The following is a 15,629-nucleotide window of genomic DNA, read 5'->3' as shown; positions in this document are numbered from 1 at the left end:
AAGAATAGGCTGACTGACACTCTGCATTCGCGACCAAGCCCGCTCCCACATTGATCTGGTTTCTCCAATGAAATCTAGTGTACGGCTTCGAAGAGGCCGGTCGCGCCCATCCCGCCACCCACGCACATGGTGACGATCCCATAGCGCACATCACGCCGCTGCAACTCCCGCACCAGATGCCCGACCTGCCGCGAACCGGTCATGCCGAACGGGTGGCCAATCGAGATCGAACCGCCGTTGACATTGTATTTGGCGTTATCGATCTCCAGCCGATTACGCGCATACAAGCACTGCGAGGCAAACGCTTCATTCAGTTCCCACAGGTCGATGTCTGCCACCTGCAACCCACGCGCCTTGAGCAGCTTGGGCACCGAGAACACCGGGCCGATGCCCATCTCGTCCGGCTCGCAGCCGGCCACGGTAAAACCACGGAAGAAGGCCTTGGGCTTGAGCCCCAGTTCCAGGGCTTTTTCCAGACTCATCACCAGCGTCATCGACGCGCCGTCGGACAACTGCGACGAGTTCCCCGCCGTCACCGACCCATCCTCGGCAAATACCGGCTTCAGTCCGGACAGGCTGGACAACGTGGTGTCTGGACGGTTGCAGTCATCCCGGTCCACCACGCCGTCGAGGATCTGCACCTCACCGGTATGCTTGTCCTCGACTTTGTACTTGACCGGCATCGCCACGATTTCATCGTCGAACAATCCGTCCGCCTGGGCCTGGGCCGTACGCTGCTGGCTTTGCAGGGCATACAGGTCCTGTTCTTCGCGGCTGACGTTATAGCGACGCGCGACGATTTCGGCGGTCTGGCCCATCGGGAAGTAGATGCCAGGCACCTGCGCCTTGAGCAGCGGGTTGATCAGGTTGTCGGTATTCACGCTCTTCATCGTCAGGCTGATGGACTCGACACCGCCAGCAACCATGATGTCACTGCATCCGGAAGCAATCTGATTGGCGGCAATCGCAATCGCCTGCAGGCCCGAGGAACAGAAACGGTTAAGGGTCATGCCCGCCGTACCGGTGCCCAGGCGCGAAAGGACCGCCACGTTGCGGCCAATGTTGTAGCCCTGGGCACCCTCGTTGGAACCGGCGCCGACGATGCAATCCTCGACGCTGGCCGGGTCGATGCCGTTACGTGCCAGCAGCGCGTTGACACAATGCGCCGCCATGTCATCCGGACGGGTCTGGTTGAACTTGCCGCGAAAGGACTTGGCCAGGCCGGTTCGCACGCTGTCGACGATCACTACTTCACGCATGGGCTTGCCTCTTTTTGTGGGGGGTGGGAACTGGACCGAGCATAGATCCAGCCCGCACCGACCGCGACAATCATTCACCCCGCGTATGCAAAAGCATGGCGTTACTTTTTCTTGCCCTTCTTCGCACGTTTACCGGACTGCTCGAACGCGTCTTCCAGCGCCCGGTTGATGGTGCGCAATACCTTGATCCGCGCCCAGCGCTTGTCGTTGGCTTCCACCAGGGTCCAGGGTGAAATCTCGGTGCTGGTGCGGTCGACCATATCGCCTACCGCCGCCCGGTAGTCGTCCCACTTTTCGCGGTTGCGCCAGTCGTCTTCGGTGATCTTGAAGCGCTTGAAAGGGATTTCCTCGCGGGCCTGGAAACGTTCCAGTTGGGTCTGCTTGTCGATCGCCAGCCAGAACTTGACGACGATCACACCGGCGTCGTGCAGTTGTTCCTCGAAGTCGTTGATCTCGCCATAGGCGCGCATCCAGTCCGCCGACGAACAAAAGCCTTCGATCCGCTCCACCAACACCCGGCCATACCAGGAACGGTCGAACACGGTAAACATGCCTCGCCCCGGAATCTGCCGCCAGAATCGCCACAGATAAGGCTGGGCCCGTTCGTCCTCGGTCGGCGCGGCAATCGGTACGATGTGGTACTGACGCGGATCCAGCGCGGCCGCCACCCGGCGAATCGCGCCGCCCTTGCCTGCCGCGTCGTTGCCCTCGAACACCGTGACCAACGCGTGCCTGCGCATGCGCTTGTCACGCATCAAGCCGGATAAACGGGCCTGCTCGGTAATCAATTGATCTTCGTAATCGTCTTTCTCAAGGCGCTGGCTCATGTCCAGGCTGTCCAGCAGGTTCTTTTGATCCACGGCGGCCAGCAACGGCGCCGGGTTCATTCCGCTGGCCTTGCTCTTGGGGACTTTCAGGGCGTTTTGCAGGCCTTCGAGGAGGATTTTGCCAACGGTCAGGCCGCGAAAATGCGGGTCGACGCCTTCAATCACATGCCAGGGCGCGTAATCGCGACTGGTGCGGCGCAACACCCGCTCGCCAAAATGCACGAACTTGTCATAGGTCTCGGACTGCTGCCAGTCCAGCGGGCTGATGCGCCAGCTGTGCAGCGGATCGTCGGCCAGGGACTTGAGCCGCGCCTTCATTTGCTTCTTGGACAAATGGAACCAGAACTTGAAAATCAACGCGCCTTCGTCGCAGAGCATCTTTTCCAGACGCTCGGCACCGGCAATCGCCTGATCCAGCCGCGCATCCTTGAACAGGTCATGCACCCGCCCCTGGAGCATCTGGCTGTACCAGTTGCCGAAAAAAATCCCCATGCGGCCCTTGGCGGGCAGTTGGCGCCAGTAGCGCCAGGCGGGAGGACGGGCCAGTTCTTCATCGGTCTGCTGGTCAAAGGTCCGCACCTCGATCAGGCGCGGATCCATCCATTCGTTGAGTAGCTTGACGGTTTCGCCCTTGCCTGCCCCTTCAATACCATTGATCAGCACAATCACCGGAAACCGCCCTTGCTGGCGCAGTTCGTATTGCGCTTCCAGCAAGGCTTCGCGCAACGCCGGCACTTCGGCGTCGTAAGTCTCTTTGTCGATGGCGTGACCGATTTCAGCAGATTCGAACATGGACGACTCCCTTTCAAGATGGATCAAGACTAGCGGATTGGAGATCACCCGGCGCAAGGAAATTCCACCGGCGCTTGCCCTAGTGCCGTTCAGTTAAAAAACTTGCATGCCCCTGTGAGGAGACTTGTCTGTGGAAAAGTGGCTCGCCTGTAGGCAGAGGCTTGTCTGTAGGCAGAGGCTTGTCTGTGGCGAGGGGGCTTGTCCCCCGTTGGGCTGCGCAGCAGCCCCAAAAAGGCCTCCCGGTTGATCCAGGCAAACCGGGATGGCAGGTTTGAGGGCTGCTGCGCAGCCCAACGGGGGACAAGCCCCCTCGCCACAACAGCGATATTCCGCGCCCGTTGATCGGCTAGAATAGCCGTCTTGCCTTTGCCGAGTTGCCCATGAACCCCGTACTGCCGCACGCCCAGCTCGACTGGGACGAACAGGGACGCCCGCGTTCGCGAGTGTTCGACGATGTGTATTTCTCCGACAAGTCGGGCCTGGAAGAAACCCGCTACGTGTTCCTTGAACAGAACCGCCTGGCCGAACGTTTTGCCGCCTTGACGGTGGACGGCAGCCTGGTGATCGGCGAAACCGGATTCGGCACCGGCCTGAATTTCCTCTGCGCCTGGCAACTGTTCGAACAACAGGCGGTGACAGGTGCGCGGCTGCATTTTGTCAGCGTGGAAAAATACCCGCTGAGCCCTGCCGACCTGCAACGGGCCCTCGCCCTCTGGCCGGAACTCAAGCCCTTTGCCGATCAACTGCTGGCGCAGTACGTCGCGATTCATCAAGGCTTTCAACGCCTGGTACTGGACAGCGGTCGAGTGACACTGACATTGCTGATCGGCGATGCCCTGGAGCAACTGCCGCAGTTGGACGCGCAAATCGACGCGTGGTTTCTCGACGGTTTCGCGCCGGCGAAAAACCCTGACATGTGGACCGCCGAGCTGTTTGCCGAACTCGCACGGTTGGCGGCGCCGGGCTCGACCATCAGCACGTTCACCAGCACCGGCTGGGTACGGCGCCTGCTCAATGGTGCCGGGTTCAAGATGAAGCGCACACCGGGCATCGGCCACAAGTGGGAAGTGCTGCGCGGTGAATTTCTCGGCTGGCCCGAGCAAACACCGCGGCCGCCGACCACCGCGCCCTGGTTCGCACGCCCCGCGCCACATAACGGCGAACGCCACGCCATGGTCATCGGTGGCGGCCTGGCGGGATGCGCCACGGCCGCCAGCCTGGCCGCCCGTGGCTGGCGGGTCAGTCTGCTGGAGCGTCATGCTGCCCTGGCCCAGGAAGCCTCCGGCAACCCGCAAGGCGTGCTGTACCTCAAACTCTCGGCCCACGGCACCGCGCTGTCACAGCTGATTGTCAGCGGTTTCGGCCACACCCGGCGCCTGCTGCAGCAGTTGCAGCGCGGCGTCGACTGGGACGCCTGCGGCGTGCTGCAACTGGCGTTCAACGCCAAGGAAGCCCAGCGCCAGGCCACGCTGGCCGAGGCCTTTGCGCCGGACTTGTTGCGGTGCCTGGATCAGCCCCAGGCCCAGACTATCGCCGGTGTCGCCCTGGCGCACGGCGGGCTGTTTTTCCCTGAGGGGGGTTGGGTGCATCCTCCGGCGCTCTGCCAATGGCAGGCCGCGCACCCGTTGATTGAGGTGTTGACGCACCATGACGCCCTCGACCTGCAACGTGTCGATAACCAATGGCACGCACAGGCGGCCGGCCGCGTATTGGCCAGCGCTCCGGTGGTGATCCTCGCGGGGGCCGCCGAGGTCACACGCTTTGCCGCCAGCGCCGAACTGCCGCTGAAGCGCATTCGTGGGCAAATCACCCGATTGGCGCAAACCGCCACCAGCCGCGACCTGGCGACCGTGGTCTGTAGCGAAGGCTATATTGCCCCGGCGCGCCTGGGTGAACACACCCTTGGCGCCAGCTTCGACTTCACCCGCGAGGACCTGACGCCGACCGCCAGCGAACACGCCGGTAACCTGCACCTGCTGCGGGATATCTCCGCCGACCTGTGGCAACGCTTGCAGGCCGAGGAGCTCGATCCCGGACAACTCGAAGGTCGCGCGGCGTTTCGCTGCACCAGCCCGGACTACCTGCCGATTGTCGGCCCCCTGGCAGACAGCCAGGCTTTTTCCCTGGCCTACGCCGCCTTGCGCAAGGACGCTCGCCAGGTACCGGACACGCCCTGCCCCTGGCTGGACGGCCTGTACATCAATAGCGGACATGGTTCGCGCGGCCTGATTAGCGCACCGTTGTGCGGTGAACTGCTGGCGGCCTGGATCAATCAGGAACCGCTGCCGTTGCCTGCCAGCGTCGCCCAGGCCTGCCACCCCAACCGGTTCGCGTTGCGCCGTTTGATACGAAATCAAGCCTGAGCCAGCCCCCCGCCCAGCCTCGCGAAGTGGGCAAACCGACCCGAGACTTTCTCGCCGCGCTGCCATCCCCTGGCAGCCCCGCCGGCACATGCGTCGCGCGCCTTATAACCGATTGATCTAAAACTACCGCAACACACACTTGTCAGCTTTCAAGTACCCTGAAGTCTCCCCAACGGAAAACCGGTAAGGAATTTATGTGTGGATTAGCTGGCGAGTTACGCTTTGATCATCAACCTGCCGACCTGGCAGCAGTAGAACGAATCACCCACCACTTGGCCCCACGCGGGCCAGACGCGTGGGGCTTCCAGGCACAGGGACCGATTGCTCTGGGCCATCGTCGCCTGAAAATCATGGACCTGTCGGACGGCTCCGCCCAGCCGATGGTCGACGCTCAACTGGGCCTGTCACTGGCCTTCAACGGCGCCATCTACAACTTCCCCGAATTGCGTGCAGAGCTTGAAGCCCTGGGCTATGCCTTCTATTCCGGCGGCGACACCGAAGTGCTGCTCAAGGGCTATCACGCCTGGGGCGAAGCCTTGTTGCCCAAGCTCAACGGGATGTTTGCATTCGCCATCTGGGAGCGTGATGCCCAGCGTCTGTTTATTGCCCGCGACCGCCTTGGCGTGAAGCCTTTATACCTGTCGCGCACCGGCAAGCGCCTGCGCTTTGCCTCGGCGTTGCCGGCGCTGCTCAAGGGCGGCGACATCAACCCGATCCTCGATCCGGTCGCGCTCAATCACTACCTGAATTTCCACGCCGTGGTACCCGCGCCGCGCACGCTGCTGGCGGGCATTGAAAAACTGCCGCCCGCCACCTGGATGCGCATCGAAGCCGATGGCAAGACCGAGCAGAAAACCTGGTGGACCTTGCCTTACGGGCCGCATGCCGATGAAGCCAACCTGACCCTGGAAGACTGGCGCGACCGTGTGCTCGACAGCACCCGCGACGCCGTGGCCATTCGCCAACGGGCGGCGGTGGATGTCGGTGTTCTGCTGTCAGGTGGCGTTGACTCCAGCATGCTGGTGGGCCTGCTGCGCGAAGTCGGCGTACAGGACCTGTCGACCTTTTCCATCGGTTTTGAAGACGCCGGCGGTGAACGTGGCGACGAGTTCCAGTATTCCGATCTGATCGCCAAACACTACGGCACGCAGCATCACCAATTGCGCATTGCCGAGAGCGAGATCATCGAACAACTGCCAGCGGCGTTTCGCGCCATGAGCGAGCCGATGGTCAGCCATGACTGCATCGCCTTCTACCTGCTGTCTCGGGAAGTGGCCAAGCACTGCAAAGTGGTACAGAGCGGCCAGGGCGCCGATGAGTTGTTCGCCGGTTATCACTGGTACCCGCAGGTGGACGGCGCCAGCGATCCATACGCGGCCTACCGCGATGCATTTTTTGACCGCAGCTATGACGATTACGCCGCGACGGTCGCCCCGCAATGGTTGACTGCCAATGACGCTGCCGGCGACTTTGTCCGCGAACATTTCGCCCAGCCGGGTGCCGAGGCGCCTGTGGATAAAGCCTTGCGCCTGGACAGCACGGTGATGCTGGTCGACGACCCGGTCAAGCGTGTCGACAACATGACCATGGCCTGGGGCCTGGAAGCGCGAACGCCGTTTCTCGATTATCGCCTGGTGGAGTTGTCGGCCCGCGTCCCGGCCAAGTTCAAACTGCCGGACGGCGGCAAACAGGTGCTGAAAGAAGCTGCGCGCCTGGTGATTCCAAGCGAAGTCATCGACCGCAAGAAAGGTTACTTTCCGGTGCCAGGCCTCAAGCACTTGCAGGGCAACACCTTGAATTGGGTGCGCGATCTGCTGCTGGACCCGAGCCAGGATCGTGGCCTGTTCAACCCGGCCATGCTCGATCGCCTGCTCACTGACCCGCAAGGTCAATTGACCCCGCTGCGCGGCTCCAAGCTGTGGCAACTGGCGGCGCTGAACCTGTGGCTCAGCGAACAAGGAATCTGATTGATGAAACCTCATGCCACGGCTTACAGCCAACGCTTGCTGCGCGGCCAGTCGCCGTCCTACGAACGCTTGCAAGCCCGTTTAGCCGAGGACGGCAGTCAGCTGAGCCCCACCTCGATTGCCGTGCATTGCGGCTGGGGGCGCTTATTGATCGGTCACACTTTTTGCGATCCGGCGAGCCTGGCTCGCGAGCTGCTCAACGAGCAGCCCGGGGAACGCGATATCGCACTGTATGTGGCTGCGCCGCAACAAATTCTCGGGATTGATCCGCAACAACTGTTCCTCGATCCGTCCGACACCTTGCGCCTGTGGTTCAGCGATTATCGCCCGTCCACCCGGGTGTTTCGCGGCTTTCGGATTCGCCGGGTGCAGAGCGACGCGGATTGGCAGGCGGTCAATCACCTTTACCAGGGACGCGGCATGCTGCCCGTGACCCCGGAGTTGCTGACACCCCGCCATCAAGGCGGTCCGGTGTACTGGCTGGCCGAGGATGAAGACAGTGGCGCGGTGATCGGCAGCGTGATGGGCCTGAATCACCAGAAGGCATTCCACGATCCGGAAAACGGTTGCAGCCTCTGGTGCCTGGCGGTGGACCCACAATGCAGTCGGCCAGGCGTGGGCGAAGTGCTGGTGCGTCATCTGATCGAGCACTTCATGAGCCGAGGCTTGAGCTACCTGGACCTGTCGGTGCTGCACGACAACCGCCAGGCGAAGAACCTCTACGCCAAGCTCGGCTTTCGACCGCTGACCACTTTCGCCATCAAGCGCAAGAACGGCATCAACCAACCGTTGTTCCTCGGACCAGGCCCGCAGGCCGGGTTCAATCCCTATGCGCGGATCATTGTCGAGGAAGCCCATCGGCGCGGCATCGATGTGCAGGTGGATGATGCCGATGCCGGCTTATTCACCTTGAACCATGGCGGGCGTCGGGTCCGCTGCCGCGAGTCATTGAGCGACCTGACCAGCGCCATCAGTATGACGTTGTGCCAGGACAAGAGCCTGACCCACAAAGTGCTCAAGGCCGCCGGACTCAATCTGCCGGCCCAGCAACTGGCCGGCAGCGCCGACGACAACCTGGAGTTCCTCGACGAACACCAGCGCGTGGTGGTCAAGCCGTTGGATGGCGAGCAAGGCCAAGGGGTGGCGGTGGACCTGCAGAGCATCGAAGAGGTGCAGAAAGCCATCGAAGCGGCGCGTCAGTTCGATACCCGAGTGCTGCTGGAAAGCTTCCACGAGGGCCTGGACCTGCGCATCGTGGTGATCGGTTTCGAGGTGGTCGCGGCGGCCATTCGGCGACCGGCCGAGGTGATCGGTGATGGCCAACACTCTATCGGCACGCTGATCGAAGCCCAGAGCCGACGGCGCCAGGCCGCTACCGGCGGCGAAAGCAAAATCCCCCTGGATCACGAAACCGAACGGACGTTGCAAGCCGCTGGCTACGACTACAACAGTATCTTGCCCCAAGGCGAACACCTGGCGGTGCGGCGCACAGCCAATCTGCATACCGGCGGTTGCCTGGAAGACGTCACCGACATCCTTCACCCCACGCTGGTGGACGCCGCCGTGCGCGCCGCTCGGGCGCTCGACATCCCCATGGTCGGCCTGGACCTGATGGTCCCGGCTGCCGATCAACCGGAGTACGTGTTTATCGAAGCCAATGAACGGGCCGGGCTGGCCAACCATGAGCCACAACCGACGGCGGAAAAATTCGTCGATTTATTGTTTCCGCACAGCCAACCCACGACATGAGAAACACGTAGCAGCTGTCGAGCCCGCGCGAGGCTGCGTCAGCGGCGTATCAGACAGACCGTTGACGCAGCCTCGCCGGGGCTCGACAGCTGCTACGCAATACCGACTCACAGACGGGTCGGTGACTTTTCAGCCCCCTTCATCGAAACCATCGATGCCCTTACCCCATCAGGAGTTTCCATGACCCGAACCATTCCAGAACCGGATCTCGCTTATCTGCAAAAAGTGCTGCTGGAAATGCTCGCCATTCCCAGCCCCACCGGCTTTACCGACACCATCGTGCGTTACGTCGCCGAGCGCCTTGAAGAACTGGGCATTCCCTTTGAAATGACCCGGCGCGGCACCATCCGCGCGACCCTCAAGGGCCAGAAAAACAGTCCTGACCGCGCAGTCTCCGCGCACCTGGACACCATTGGCGCCGCTGTGCGGGCAATCAAGGATAACGGCCGCCTGACCCTGGCGCCCGTAGGTTGCTGGTCCAGCCGCTTTGCCGAAGGCAGCCGTGTCAGCCTGTTTACCGACAACGGTGTGATTCGCGGCAGCGTGCTGCCGTTGATGGCCTCCGGGCACGCCTTTAATACCGCCGTGGATGAAATGCCCATCAGTTGGGACCACGTCGAACTGCGCCTGGACGCCTATTGCACCACGCGCGCCGATTGCGACTCCCTGGGGATCAGCGTCGGTGACTTCGTCGCCTTCGATCCGCTGCCGGAATTTACCGAAAGCGGTCATATCAGCGCGCGTCACCTGGATGACAAAGCCGGCGTCGCGGCACTGCTGGCGGCACTCAAGGCTATCGTCGACAGCGGCGAACCGTTGCTGATCGACTGTCATCCACTGTTCACCATTACCGAGGAGACCGGCAGCGGCGCGGCAGCCGCGTTACCCTGGGATGTCAGTGAATTCGTCGGTATCGACATCGCTCCGGTCGCCCCCGGCCAGCACTCCAGCGAACATGCGGTGAGCGTGGCCATGCAGGATTCCGGCGGCCCTTACGACTATCACTTGTCCCGACATTTGCTGCGCCTGGCATCGGACAACGAACTGCCGGTACGCCGCGATCTGTTTCGCTATTACTTCAGCGACGCGCATTCTGCCGTGACGGCCGGGCACGATATCCGCACCGCGCTGCTGGCGTTCGGCTGCGACGCCACCCATGGCTATGAGCGTACCCACATCGACAGCCTGGCCGCCCTGAGCCGCCTGTTGGGGGCTTATATCCTCAGCCCGCCGGTGTTTGCCAGCGATGCGCAACCGGCCCAAGGCTCCCTCGACCGGTTCAGTCATCAACTGGAACATGAGACGCAGATGGAAAGCGACACACGCGTACCGTCCGTGGACAGTCTGTTGGGTCAAAAAAACTGAAGCTGGCAACAATGATCCCGGCGCAGTAGCATCGCCGGGATCATTACCATGAGGCTTGTATGCTGATTCCCCACGACGCACTTGAAGTCGACACCCTGACCCGCCTCATCGAAGACTTCGTGACCCGCGACGGCACCGACAATGGCGATGACACGCCCTTGGAAACCCGCGTATTGCGCGTGCGCCAGGCGCTGACCAAAGGCCAGGCGTTGATCGTCTTCGACCCCGAAAGCGAGCAATGCCAACTGATGCTCAAGCACGATGTGCCCAAGCACCTGTTTGACTAGGGGTTGGGCACCGACTCAGGCGCTGCGTACCGGCCCTGGCGTTCGAGAATCCTCTGATAGATCTCCTCCCGATACACCTTGACCCCACTCGGCGCCTGCACGCCGAGTTTCACTTGCCTGCCGTTTACCTCGAGGACGCGCAGCGTGATGTGTTCACCAATGGAAATGAATTCGCCTACCGCACGGCTTAATATCAGCATGGCGTTTGTCCTCTGAAAGTTGACGGACGTTGACCATGCCTTCTTGCCTATACCTCATCAATGCCCTGCCGGTTAAACAGACAATTCCCACGACTAAGGGTTAATTTTACTGACAGACAAATAACAATTTTCTCTGCAAGACGCCTAGCTTTTAAACACGTTGTTCAAGCTCTGCCTGATTGCGCCTTGGCGCGCATTTTGTCCGACATGCTGGTCATCTCGTCATACAGCAACTGCGGATTCTTCTGCTTCAATGCCCAGGCCATGCGGCCCTGTTCATGGGGCAGAATCATGAACTCACCCTCGGCCACCCGCTGATAAATGTAATCGGCGATATCCGCGGCGCTGATCGGCGAGCTTTCCAGCAGTTTGCCGACCTGGGCTTTCATCGCGGGTGTCGGGCCACGGAAAGAGTCCAGCAGATTGGTCTGGAAGAACGAAGGACAGACCACATGCACGCCGATTTCCTGCTGCTTGAGTTCCACCAGCAAGCTTTCCGACAACGCCACCACGCCGGCCTTCGCCACGTTGTAGTTGCTCATGGCCGGGCCTTGCATCAATGCAGCCATGGAGGCGATGTTGATGATCCGCCCCTTGCTCTTTTCCAGCAGCCCCAGGAAAGCCTTGCAGCCTTTGACCACGCCCATCAGGTTGATCGCGATCTGCCAGTCCCAGTCTTCAAGGGACAATTCGCTGAAAAAACCGCCCGAGGCCACGCCGGCATTATTGACGATCACATCGATGCCGCCCAGTTTCACTTCGCAGGCTTGGGCAAACGCAGTGAGCTGGCTGTAGTCGCGCACATCGCAGCGCTGGGTAAACCCGTCGCCACCGGCTTCGCGTACCAACCTGAGGGTTTCTTGCAGTCCCGGCTCGCTGACATCCGACAAGGCCAGCTGCCAGCCTTCGCGCGCCCAGCGCAGCGCTATTTCGCGTCCCAGGCCGGACCCGGCGCCAGTGATCATCATGCGATTTTGCATAGGAAGTGCCTTGTGGTTCAGGGAAGAAGTAGGCGCCAGTGTAGCGAAGGTTATTAAGTCACCGGTGGACCATCAGATTGCTGAATGCCCCAGGCAAACCAACGGCTGGGTCGGATAGCGTGTTGCCACGAAAGTTCAATATTTGCGAACTAAGCACGCAACCTGAGCAAATTAAAAAAGAAATAAGCGAGTAAGCGAAAAGCTTTAAAAAAACACTGAATTTTTCAGGCAACACAACAGTCGGAGTTTTTAAGGCAGGCGTTATTGACTATCGGCTCTGCTACTTAACCATCAGGTCTTTTTAGAAGACGAATAAGGAAAACACACCATGACCCTCATTCTTATCATTGTCTTGATCCTGCTGCTGGTCGGCGGTCTGCCGGTGTTCCCGCACTCCCGCAACTGGGGTTATGGGCCATCGGGGATTCTCGGTACCATCTTGATTGTGCTGTTGATTCTGTTGTTGCTCGGCAAGATATAAAACAGTAAAACGCGCGCAAAAAAAGAGGCCCTCAGGCCTCTTTTTTATTCACCGTTATTTAGTCCGGCACGCCGTCCACCACACCGGCGGTGTTATCCAGCAAGCCTTTGGTCGCGGTCTGCAGGAACGACTCGAGTTTCTGCTTGAGCGCTGCCTCATCGGCCGACTCGGGAATCACTTTGCCACCGGGGTTGGCGCCTAACTGGTATTGCCAGAGTTTCGGTGGCATTTCCTTAGGCAGTACCAACACCCGATCACCCGTCAGCAAGGCCACGGTCTGGTCGCTGCCGGAAGGTTTGATCACGCCGAAGCCCTTGTCGCCTTCCGGCAGGTTAAGCAGGTCACGGCCCCAGCATTGATGACGGGTTTCACCCCCCAGGCGTCCCATGATGGTCGGCACAATATCGATCTGCGTACCCACGGTGTGATCAAGCACACCGAATTTTTCCTGCACGCCTGGCGCGATCAGCAACATCGGCACGTTGAAGCGGCCCAGGTCCATTTCGGTGATTTGCTGCTCGTTGCCGAAGCCATGGTCACCGACGATCACAAACAGGGTTTCCTTGAAGTACGGCTCCTTACGGGCTTTTTCAAAGAACTGTCCCAGCGCCCAGTCGGAGTAGCGCATGGCCGTCAAATGCTCGTTGAGGCTGCCACGGTCGGTAACAGGCTCGACCGGCAATGGCGTCGGCAAGGCATAGGGCGTGTGGTTGGACAGCGTCTGCAACAACGCATAGAACGGCTTGCCGTTCTCACGCGCCTTCAACTCTTCCAGGCCACGGTTGAACATGTCCTGGTCGGACACCCCCCACGTCGAGTCGGAGAATACCGGGTCGACAAAGTCGTTGCGACCGATGAAGTTGGTCATGCCTTGGTTGCTGAAGAAGCCCGACTGGTTGTCCCAGGCAAAATCGCCGTTGTAGACATACACATCGTCAAAATCACGGGCACTGAGCAGCTGTGGCAACCCTGACAATTTGTGGCTGCCTTCCGGCGTCTGCATCAAGTATTCAAAACCCGGCAGGTTCGGGAAGCAGGCCATGGTGGCGAACATCCCCTGGTGGGTGTGTGTGCCGTTGGAGAAGAAACGGTCGAACAGCAGGCCTTCTTTCGTCAACTGGTCAAAGTACGGCGTGATATTGCCCGGACGCCCCAGCACGCCCACCGAGTGGCCGGCGAAGCTTTCCATGAGGATCACCACGACGTTCTTGATCGGCAAGGTCTTGTCGGCCGGCGGCGTGTAGTCTCGACGCACGGCGGCGGTATCGGTATCCACCAGCTTCTCGTCAGACAGCACCAGCATATCGCGCACCGTCTGGGTCGCCAGCGGCTGCTCCAGCGTGGCCTTCCAGATATTGGTGCGGTGCTCGGAGAAACGCGCCTTGGCGGCGCCGATCAACGACAGCGTGCCGTTAAGACCCAACTGGTTGGCAAAGATCGAATCGGTGGTGTAGACATCACCCCAGCGCAACGGCGGGCCTTGGCGCAAGGTGCCACGGGCGGCAACCACCGCGATCAGCAGGCACACCACGAACACCGCGATGCGGCTGTACCACGGGGCGACCTGGCGGGTGCCAATGGTGCCACCGCTGAACGGCCCTCGCGGCCGGGTCGCGCGATCCGCGCCCTTGAAGGCCATGCTCAGGATCAAGGTGCCTACGGCCCAGGCCAGCAGATAGCGCACCACCGGAAAACCGTACCAGAGCATGCTCATCACGGTACTCGGATCTTCCTTGACGTATTGGAAGACCAGGCCGTTGAGACGCTGGTGGAACTCACGGTAGAAGTCCATCTCCATCAAGCCCAGGAACAGGGCGATGCTGGAAACAACGGTGAGCCAGAATCGGAAGAACCCGCGGGCAGCCATGGCGCGCACGCTGAACAGCGCCAGGATCAGCGGAATGCTCAGGTACACCACCAGGCGCAGGTCCAGGCGCAGACCGTTGGCGAACGCTTCGAGAAAAGTCGAGGCCGGGGTGTCGAGGATCATCTCGCGGTTGTATACCAGCAGCGCCAGGCGCAGCAGCGAGAGCATCACCATCATGACCAGTGCGCAAAGCAGCGTGTACGCCAGATGGGATTTGACGGTCGGTTGCAGCAAGCGAGCCTTGGCTGCTCGTTGCTGATTCAGGGCGTCCGGGTTTGCCATGTCGTTTTAGGACCCATTGGAAGTTTAAGTTGCGAAAATAATGCAGCGCTGTTCTGTCGATGCCTGTTCAGGCAACGGCAGGATCGGGAGTAACGCGGTGGGCAGATGGTGCCCGATCAACGCCGGCAACGCCATTGATTACTCAAGGATCGTCGCCCATCCGCCGCCACAGACGCGGGTTTCAGCGCCTTGGCAGGAAAATTTAGCCGGCGGATTGTCTTGGATGACGTGTGAAAATTTTGTGCAGCGAATAGCCCGATATACAAATAAGGCGACAGCGCATGCAGGGGGAAAAAGCTGGAAAGGGATACTCGACGCCCATCGCGCTCGAGTGAAGCCAGACTGCGCCCGGGCTCGGCTGGCACCGCGCAGAGGCAGCCGGGCTCGGGCGGTTCAGTGATTAAATCCGCACATTGCCCCGTGGCCCGGCAATCGCCCAGATGATCAGGCCCAATACCGGCAGCAGCAGAATCAGCAGGATCCACAACACCTTGGCGCCGGTACTCGCACCGCTTTTGAAGACATTGATGATCGCCCAGATATCCAGTGCGAGGATGATCAGCCCAATCAGACCATTAAAGGTGGAACCCATGGTGTCGCTCCTAAGTGAGGGTTTGCCTGTTTAGGATAGTCAGCGCTGGCGAGGGTTCCGTTTTATTTCAGACGTGGACCGCAACACGCAAGGCTTCCAGGGACGGCTCGGCCTTGATACCCAGGTCGGCGCACAATTCCAGCACCCGAGGCACATCATTGCCGTAGACCAACACGGCCTGGATTTCGTCATCCAGCAGTTGGCTGAAATTCATCAGCGTGTAGCCGCCGTTTTCCGGGTTCATGGCACTCAGTTGAATCTGGATACGATTAAGCGCCGTCAGTGCCTCGGTCTTTGCCAACTGCTTGGGCTTGAGGTTGAACCCCACGCCGGGACCAAAGGAAGCAACGATCTGCGTGAACAGTTCCTGATAGGTATCGGCCTGAAACAACACGGTTTCCGGCAGACTGCCGACGACAACCCACTCACCCAGCGGGATCGGAAAGCTGTCGTCGTAGTTGATGTCCGGGTTGGCCGCCAGAAAGCCTTCGGCATCCGCGTAGGCCTGGGCGGCCTCGTCGGCGATCCGCGCAATCTCGGCGTCGCCCAGGCAGCCGGAACTGATTTTAGTGATGAGTTCGACGAGCGCGGTGTTCATGGGCAAATCCTGTGGCGAGG

13 protein-coding genes are annotated in these 15,629 nt (G+C 60.6%); 6 read left to right on the top strand and 7 right to left on the bottom strand.

Going from position 1 to position 15,629, the window contains the following annotated elements; genetic code table 11:
- Positions 1–74 precede the first annotated feature (74 nt).
- On the bottom strand, positions 75–1,259 hold the full coding sequence (locus AC6CIA_RS15160) for a thiolase family protein (RefSeq protein WP_498313117.1): 1,185 nt from the start codon (positions 1,257–1,259) through the stop codon (positions 75–77).
- A gap of 101 nt (positions 1,260–1,360) precedes the next feature.
- Positions 1,361–2,878 carry a polyphosphate:AMP phosphotransferase gene (pap, locus tag AC6CIA_RS15155; RefSeq protein ID WP_498313116.1) on the bottom strand — a complete coding sequence of 506 codons (1,518 nt, stop codon included), beginning with the start codon at positions 2,876–2,878 and terminating at the stop codon, positions 1,361–1,363.
- 380 nt (positions 2,879–3,258) lie between these two features.
- Here pap and mnmC point away from each other — a divergent pair, with 380 nt between their 5' ends.
- The 5 genes from mnmC (at position 3,259) to AC6CIA_RS15130 (ending at position 10,609) form a co-directional block, all read left to right on the top strand.
- The gene (gene mnmC, locus AC6CIA_RS15150) at positions 3,259–5,241 is read left to right on the top strand and encodes a bifunctional tRNA (5-methylaminomethyl-2-thiouridine)(34)-methyltransferase MnmC2/FAD-dependent 5-carboxymethylaminomethyl-2-thiouridine(34) oxidoreductase MnmC1 (RefSeq protein ID WP_498313114.1); all 1,983 of its coding nucleotides are present in this window, start codon (positions 3,259–3,261) and stop codon (positions 5,239–5,241) included.
- A 194-nt stretch (positions 5,242–5,435) separates the two neighbouring features.
- Positions 5,436–7,208 carry an N-acetylglutaminylglutamine amidotransferase gene (locus tag AC6CIA_RS15145; RefSeq protein WP_339533309.1) on the top strand — a complete coding sequence of 591 codons (1,773 nt, stop codon included), beginning with the start codon at positions 5,436–5,438 and terminating at the stop codon, positions 7,206–7,208.
- A 3-nt stretch (positions 7,209–7,211) separates the two neighbouring features.
- Positions 7,212–8,957, top strand: coding sequence for an N-acetylglutaminylglutamine synthetase (gene ngg, locus AC6CIA_RS15140; RefSeq protein WP_498313112.1), 1,746 nt, complete (start codon positions 7,212–7,214; stop codon positions 8,955–8,957).
- Positions 8,958–9,137: 180 nt separating this feature from the next.
- Positions 9,138–10,322 carry an osmoprotectant NAGGN system M42 family peptidase gene (locus AC6CIA_RS15135; RefSeq protein WP_084378093.1) on the top strand — a complete coding sequence of 395 codons (1,185 nt, stop codon included), beginning with the start codon at positions 9,138–9,140 and terminating at the stop codon, positions 10,320–10,322.
- Between the two features lie 59 nt (positions 10,323–10,381).
- A complete protein-coding gene (locus AC6CIA_RS15130) occupies positions 10,382–10,609 on the top strand; it encodes a YheU family protein (protein WP_003172962.1) in 228 nt (75 codons plus the stop codon).
- Here the strand turns inward: AC6CIA_RS15130 and csrA are convergent.
- Positions 10,606–10,809: a carbon storage regulator CsrA gene (gene csrA / locus AC6CIA_RS15125; RefSeq protein WP_498313109.1), complete on the bottom strand. Its 204-nt coding sequence runs from the start codon at positions 10,807–10,809 to the stop codon at positions 10,606–10,608. The two genes, AC6CIA_RS15130 and csrA, sit on opposite strands and share 4 nt — an antisense overlap.
- 164 nt (positions 10,810–10,973) lie before the next feature.
- Positions 10,974–11,789, bottom strand: coding sequence for an SDR family oxidoreductase (locus AC6CIA_RS15120; RefSeq protein ID WP_339533313.1), 816 nt, complete (start codon positions 11,787–11,789; stop codon positions 10,974–10,976).
- A gap of 328 nt (positions 11,790–12,117) precedes the next feature.
- Between AC6CIA_RS15120 and AC6CIA_RS15115 the strand changes: the two genes are divergently transcribed.
- Positions 12,118–12,270 (top strand): DUF3309 family protein, encoded by a 153-nt coding sequence (locus tag AC6CIA_RS15115; protein ID WP_084378090.1) that lies wholly within the window; start codon positions 12,118–12,120, stop codon positions 12,268–12,270.
- A gap of 58 nt (positions 12,271–12,328) precedes the next feature.
- On the opposite strand, the gene AC6CIA_RS15110 is transcribed toward AC6CIA_RS15115, so the two are convergent.
- The 3 genes from AC6CIA_RS15110 to AC6CIA_RS15100 all read right to left on the bottom strand — a co-directional run bounded on the left by AC6CIA_RS15110 (position 12,329) and on the right by AC6CIA_RS15100 (position 15,609).
- Positions 12,329–14,419 carry an LTA synthase family protein gene (locus AC6CIA_RS15110; protein WP_498313107.1) on the bottom strand — a complete coding sequence of 697 codons (2,091 nt, stop codon included), beginning with the start codon at positions 14,417–14,419 and terminating at the stop codon, positions 12,329–12,331.
- A gap of 400 nt (positions 14,420–14,819) precedes the next feature.
- Positions 14,820–15,011: a PLDc N-terminal domain-containing protein gene (locus tag AC6CIA_RS15105; RefSeq protein ID WP_003172956.1), complete on the bottom strand. Its 192-nt coding sequence runs from the start codon at positions 15,009–15,011 to the stop codon at positions 14,820–14,822.
- A gap of 67 nt (positions 15,012–15,078) precedes the next feature.
- On the bottom strand, positions 15,079–15,609 hold the full coding sequence (locus AC6CIA_RS15100; RefSeq protein ID WP_498313105.1) for a hypothetical protein: 531 nt from the start codon (positions 15,607–15,609) through the stop codon (positions 15,079–15,081).
- Positions 15,610–15,629: the final 20 nt, after the last annotated feature.

The sequence above is a fragment of the Pseudomonas sp. GQ91 genome, assembly GCF_059758795.1.
The sequence above is the reverse complement of the archived record's forward strand: the minus strand, read 5'-3'. Positions and strand labels throughout refer to the sequence as shown.

Bases quoted from the DNA above. Each gene is read 5' to 3' on its own strand.
- AC6CIA_RS15160 (WP_498313117.1), bottom strand. From the start codon at position 1,259: ATGCGTGAAGTAGTGATCGTCGACAGCGTGCGAACCGGCCTGGCCAAG.
- pap (WP_498313116.1), bottom strand. From the start codon at position 2,878: ATGTTCGAATCTGCTGAAATCGGTCACGCCATCGACAAAGAGACTTAC.
- mnmC (WP_498313114.1), top strand. From the start codon at position 3,259: ATGAACCCCGTACTGCCGCACGCCCAGCTCGACTGGGACGAACAGGGA.
- AC6CIA_RS15145 (WP_339533309.1), top strand. From the start codon at position 5,436: ATGTGTGGATTAGCTGGCGAGTTACGCTTTGATCATCAACCTGCCGAC.
- ngg (WP_498313112.1), top strand. From the start codon at position 7,212: ATGAAACCTCATGCCACGGCTTACAGCCAACGCTTGCTGCGCGGCCAG.
- AC6CIA_RS15135 (WP_084378093.1), top strand. From the start codon at position 9,138: ATGACCCGAACCATTCCAGAACCGGATCTCGCTTATCTGCAAAAAGTG.
- AC6CIA_RS15130 (WP_003172962.1), top strand. From the start codon at position 10,382: ATGCTGATTCCCCACGACGCACTTGAAGTCGACACCCTGACCCGCCTC.
- csrA (WP_498313109.1), bottom strand. From the start codon at position 10,809: ATGCTGATATTAAGCCGTGCGGTAGGCGAATTCATTTCCATTGGTGAA.
- AC6CIA_RS15120 (WP_339533313.1), bottom strand. From the start codon at position 11,789: ATGCAAAATCGCATGATGATCACTGGCGCCGGGTCCGGCCTGGGACGC.
- AC6CIA_RS15115 (WP_084378090.1), top strand. From the start codon at position 12,118: ATGACCCTCATTCTTATCATTGTCTTGATCCTGCTGCTGGTCGGCGGT.
- AC6CIA_RS15110 (WP_498313107.1), bottom strand. From the start codon at position 14,419: ATGGCAAACCCGGACGCCCTGAATCAGCAACGAGCAGCCAAGGCTCGC.
- AC6CIA_RS15105 (WP_003172956.1), bottom strand. From the start codon at position 15,011: ATGGGTTCCACCTTTAATGGTCTGATTGGGCTGATCATCCTCGCACTG.
- AC6CIA_RS15100 (WP_498313105.1), bottom strand. From the start codon at position 15,609: ATGAACACCGCGCTCGTCGAACTCATCACTAAAATCAGTTCCGGCTGC.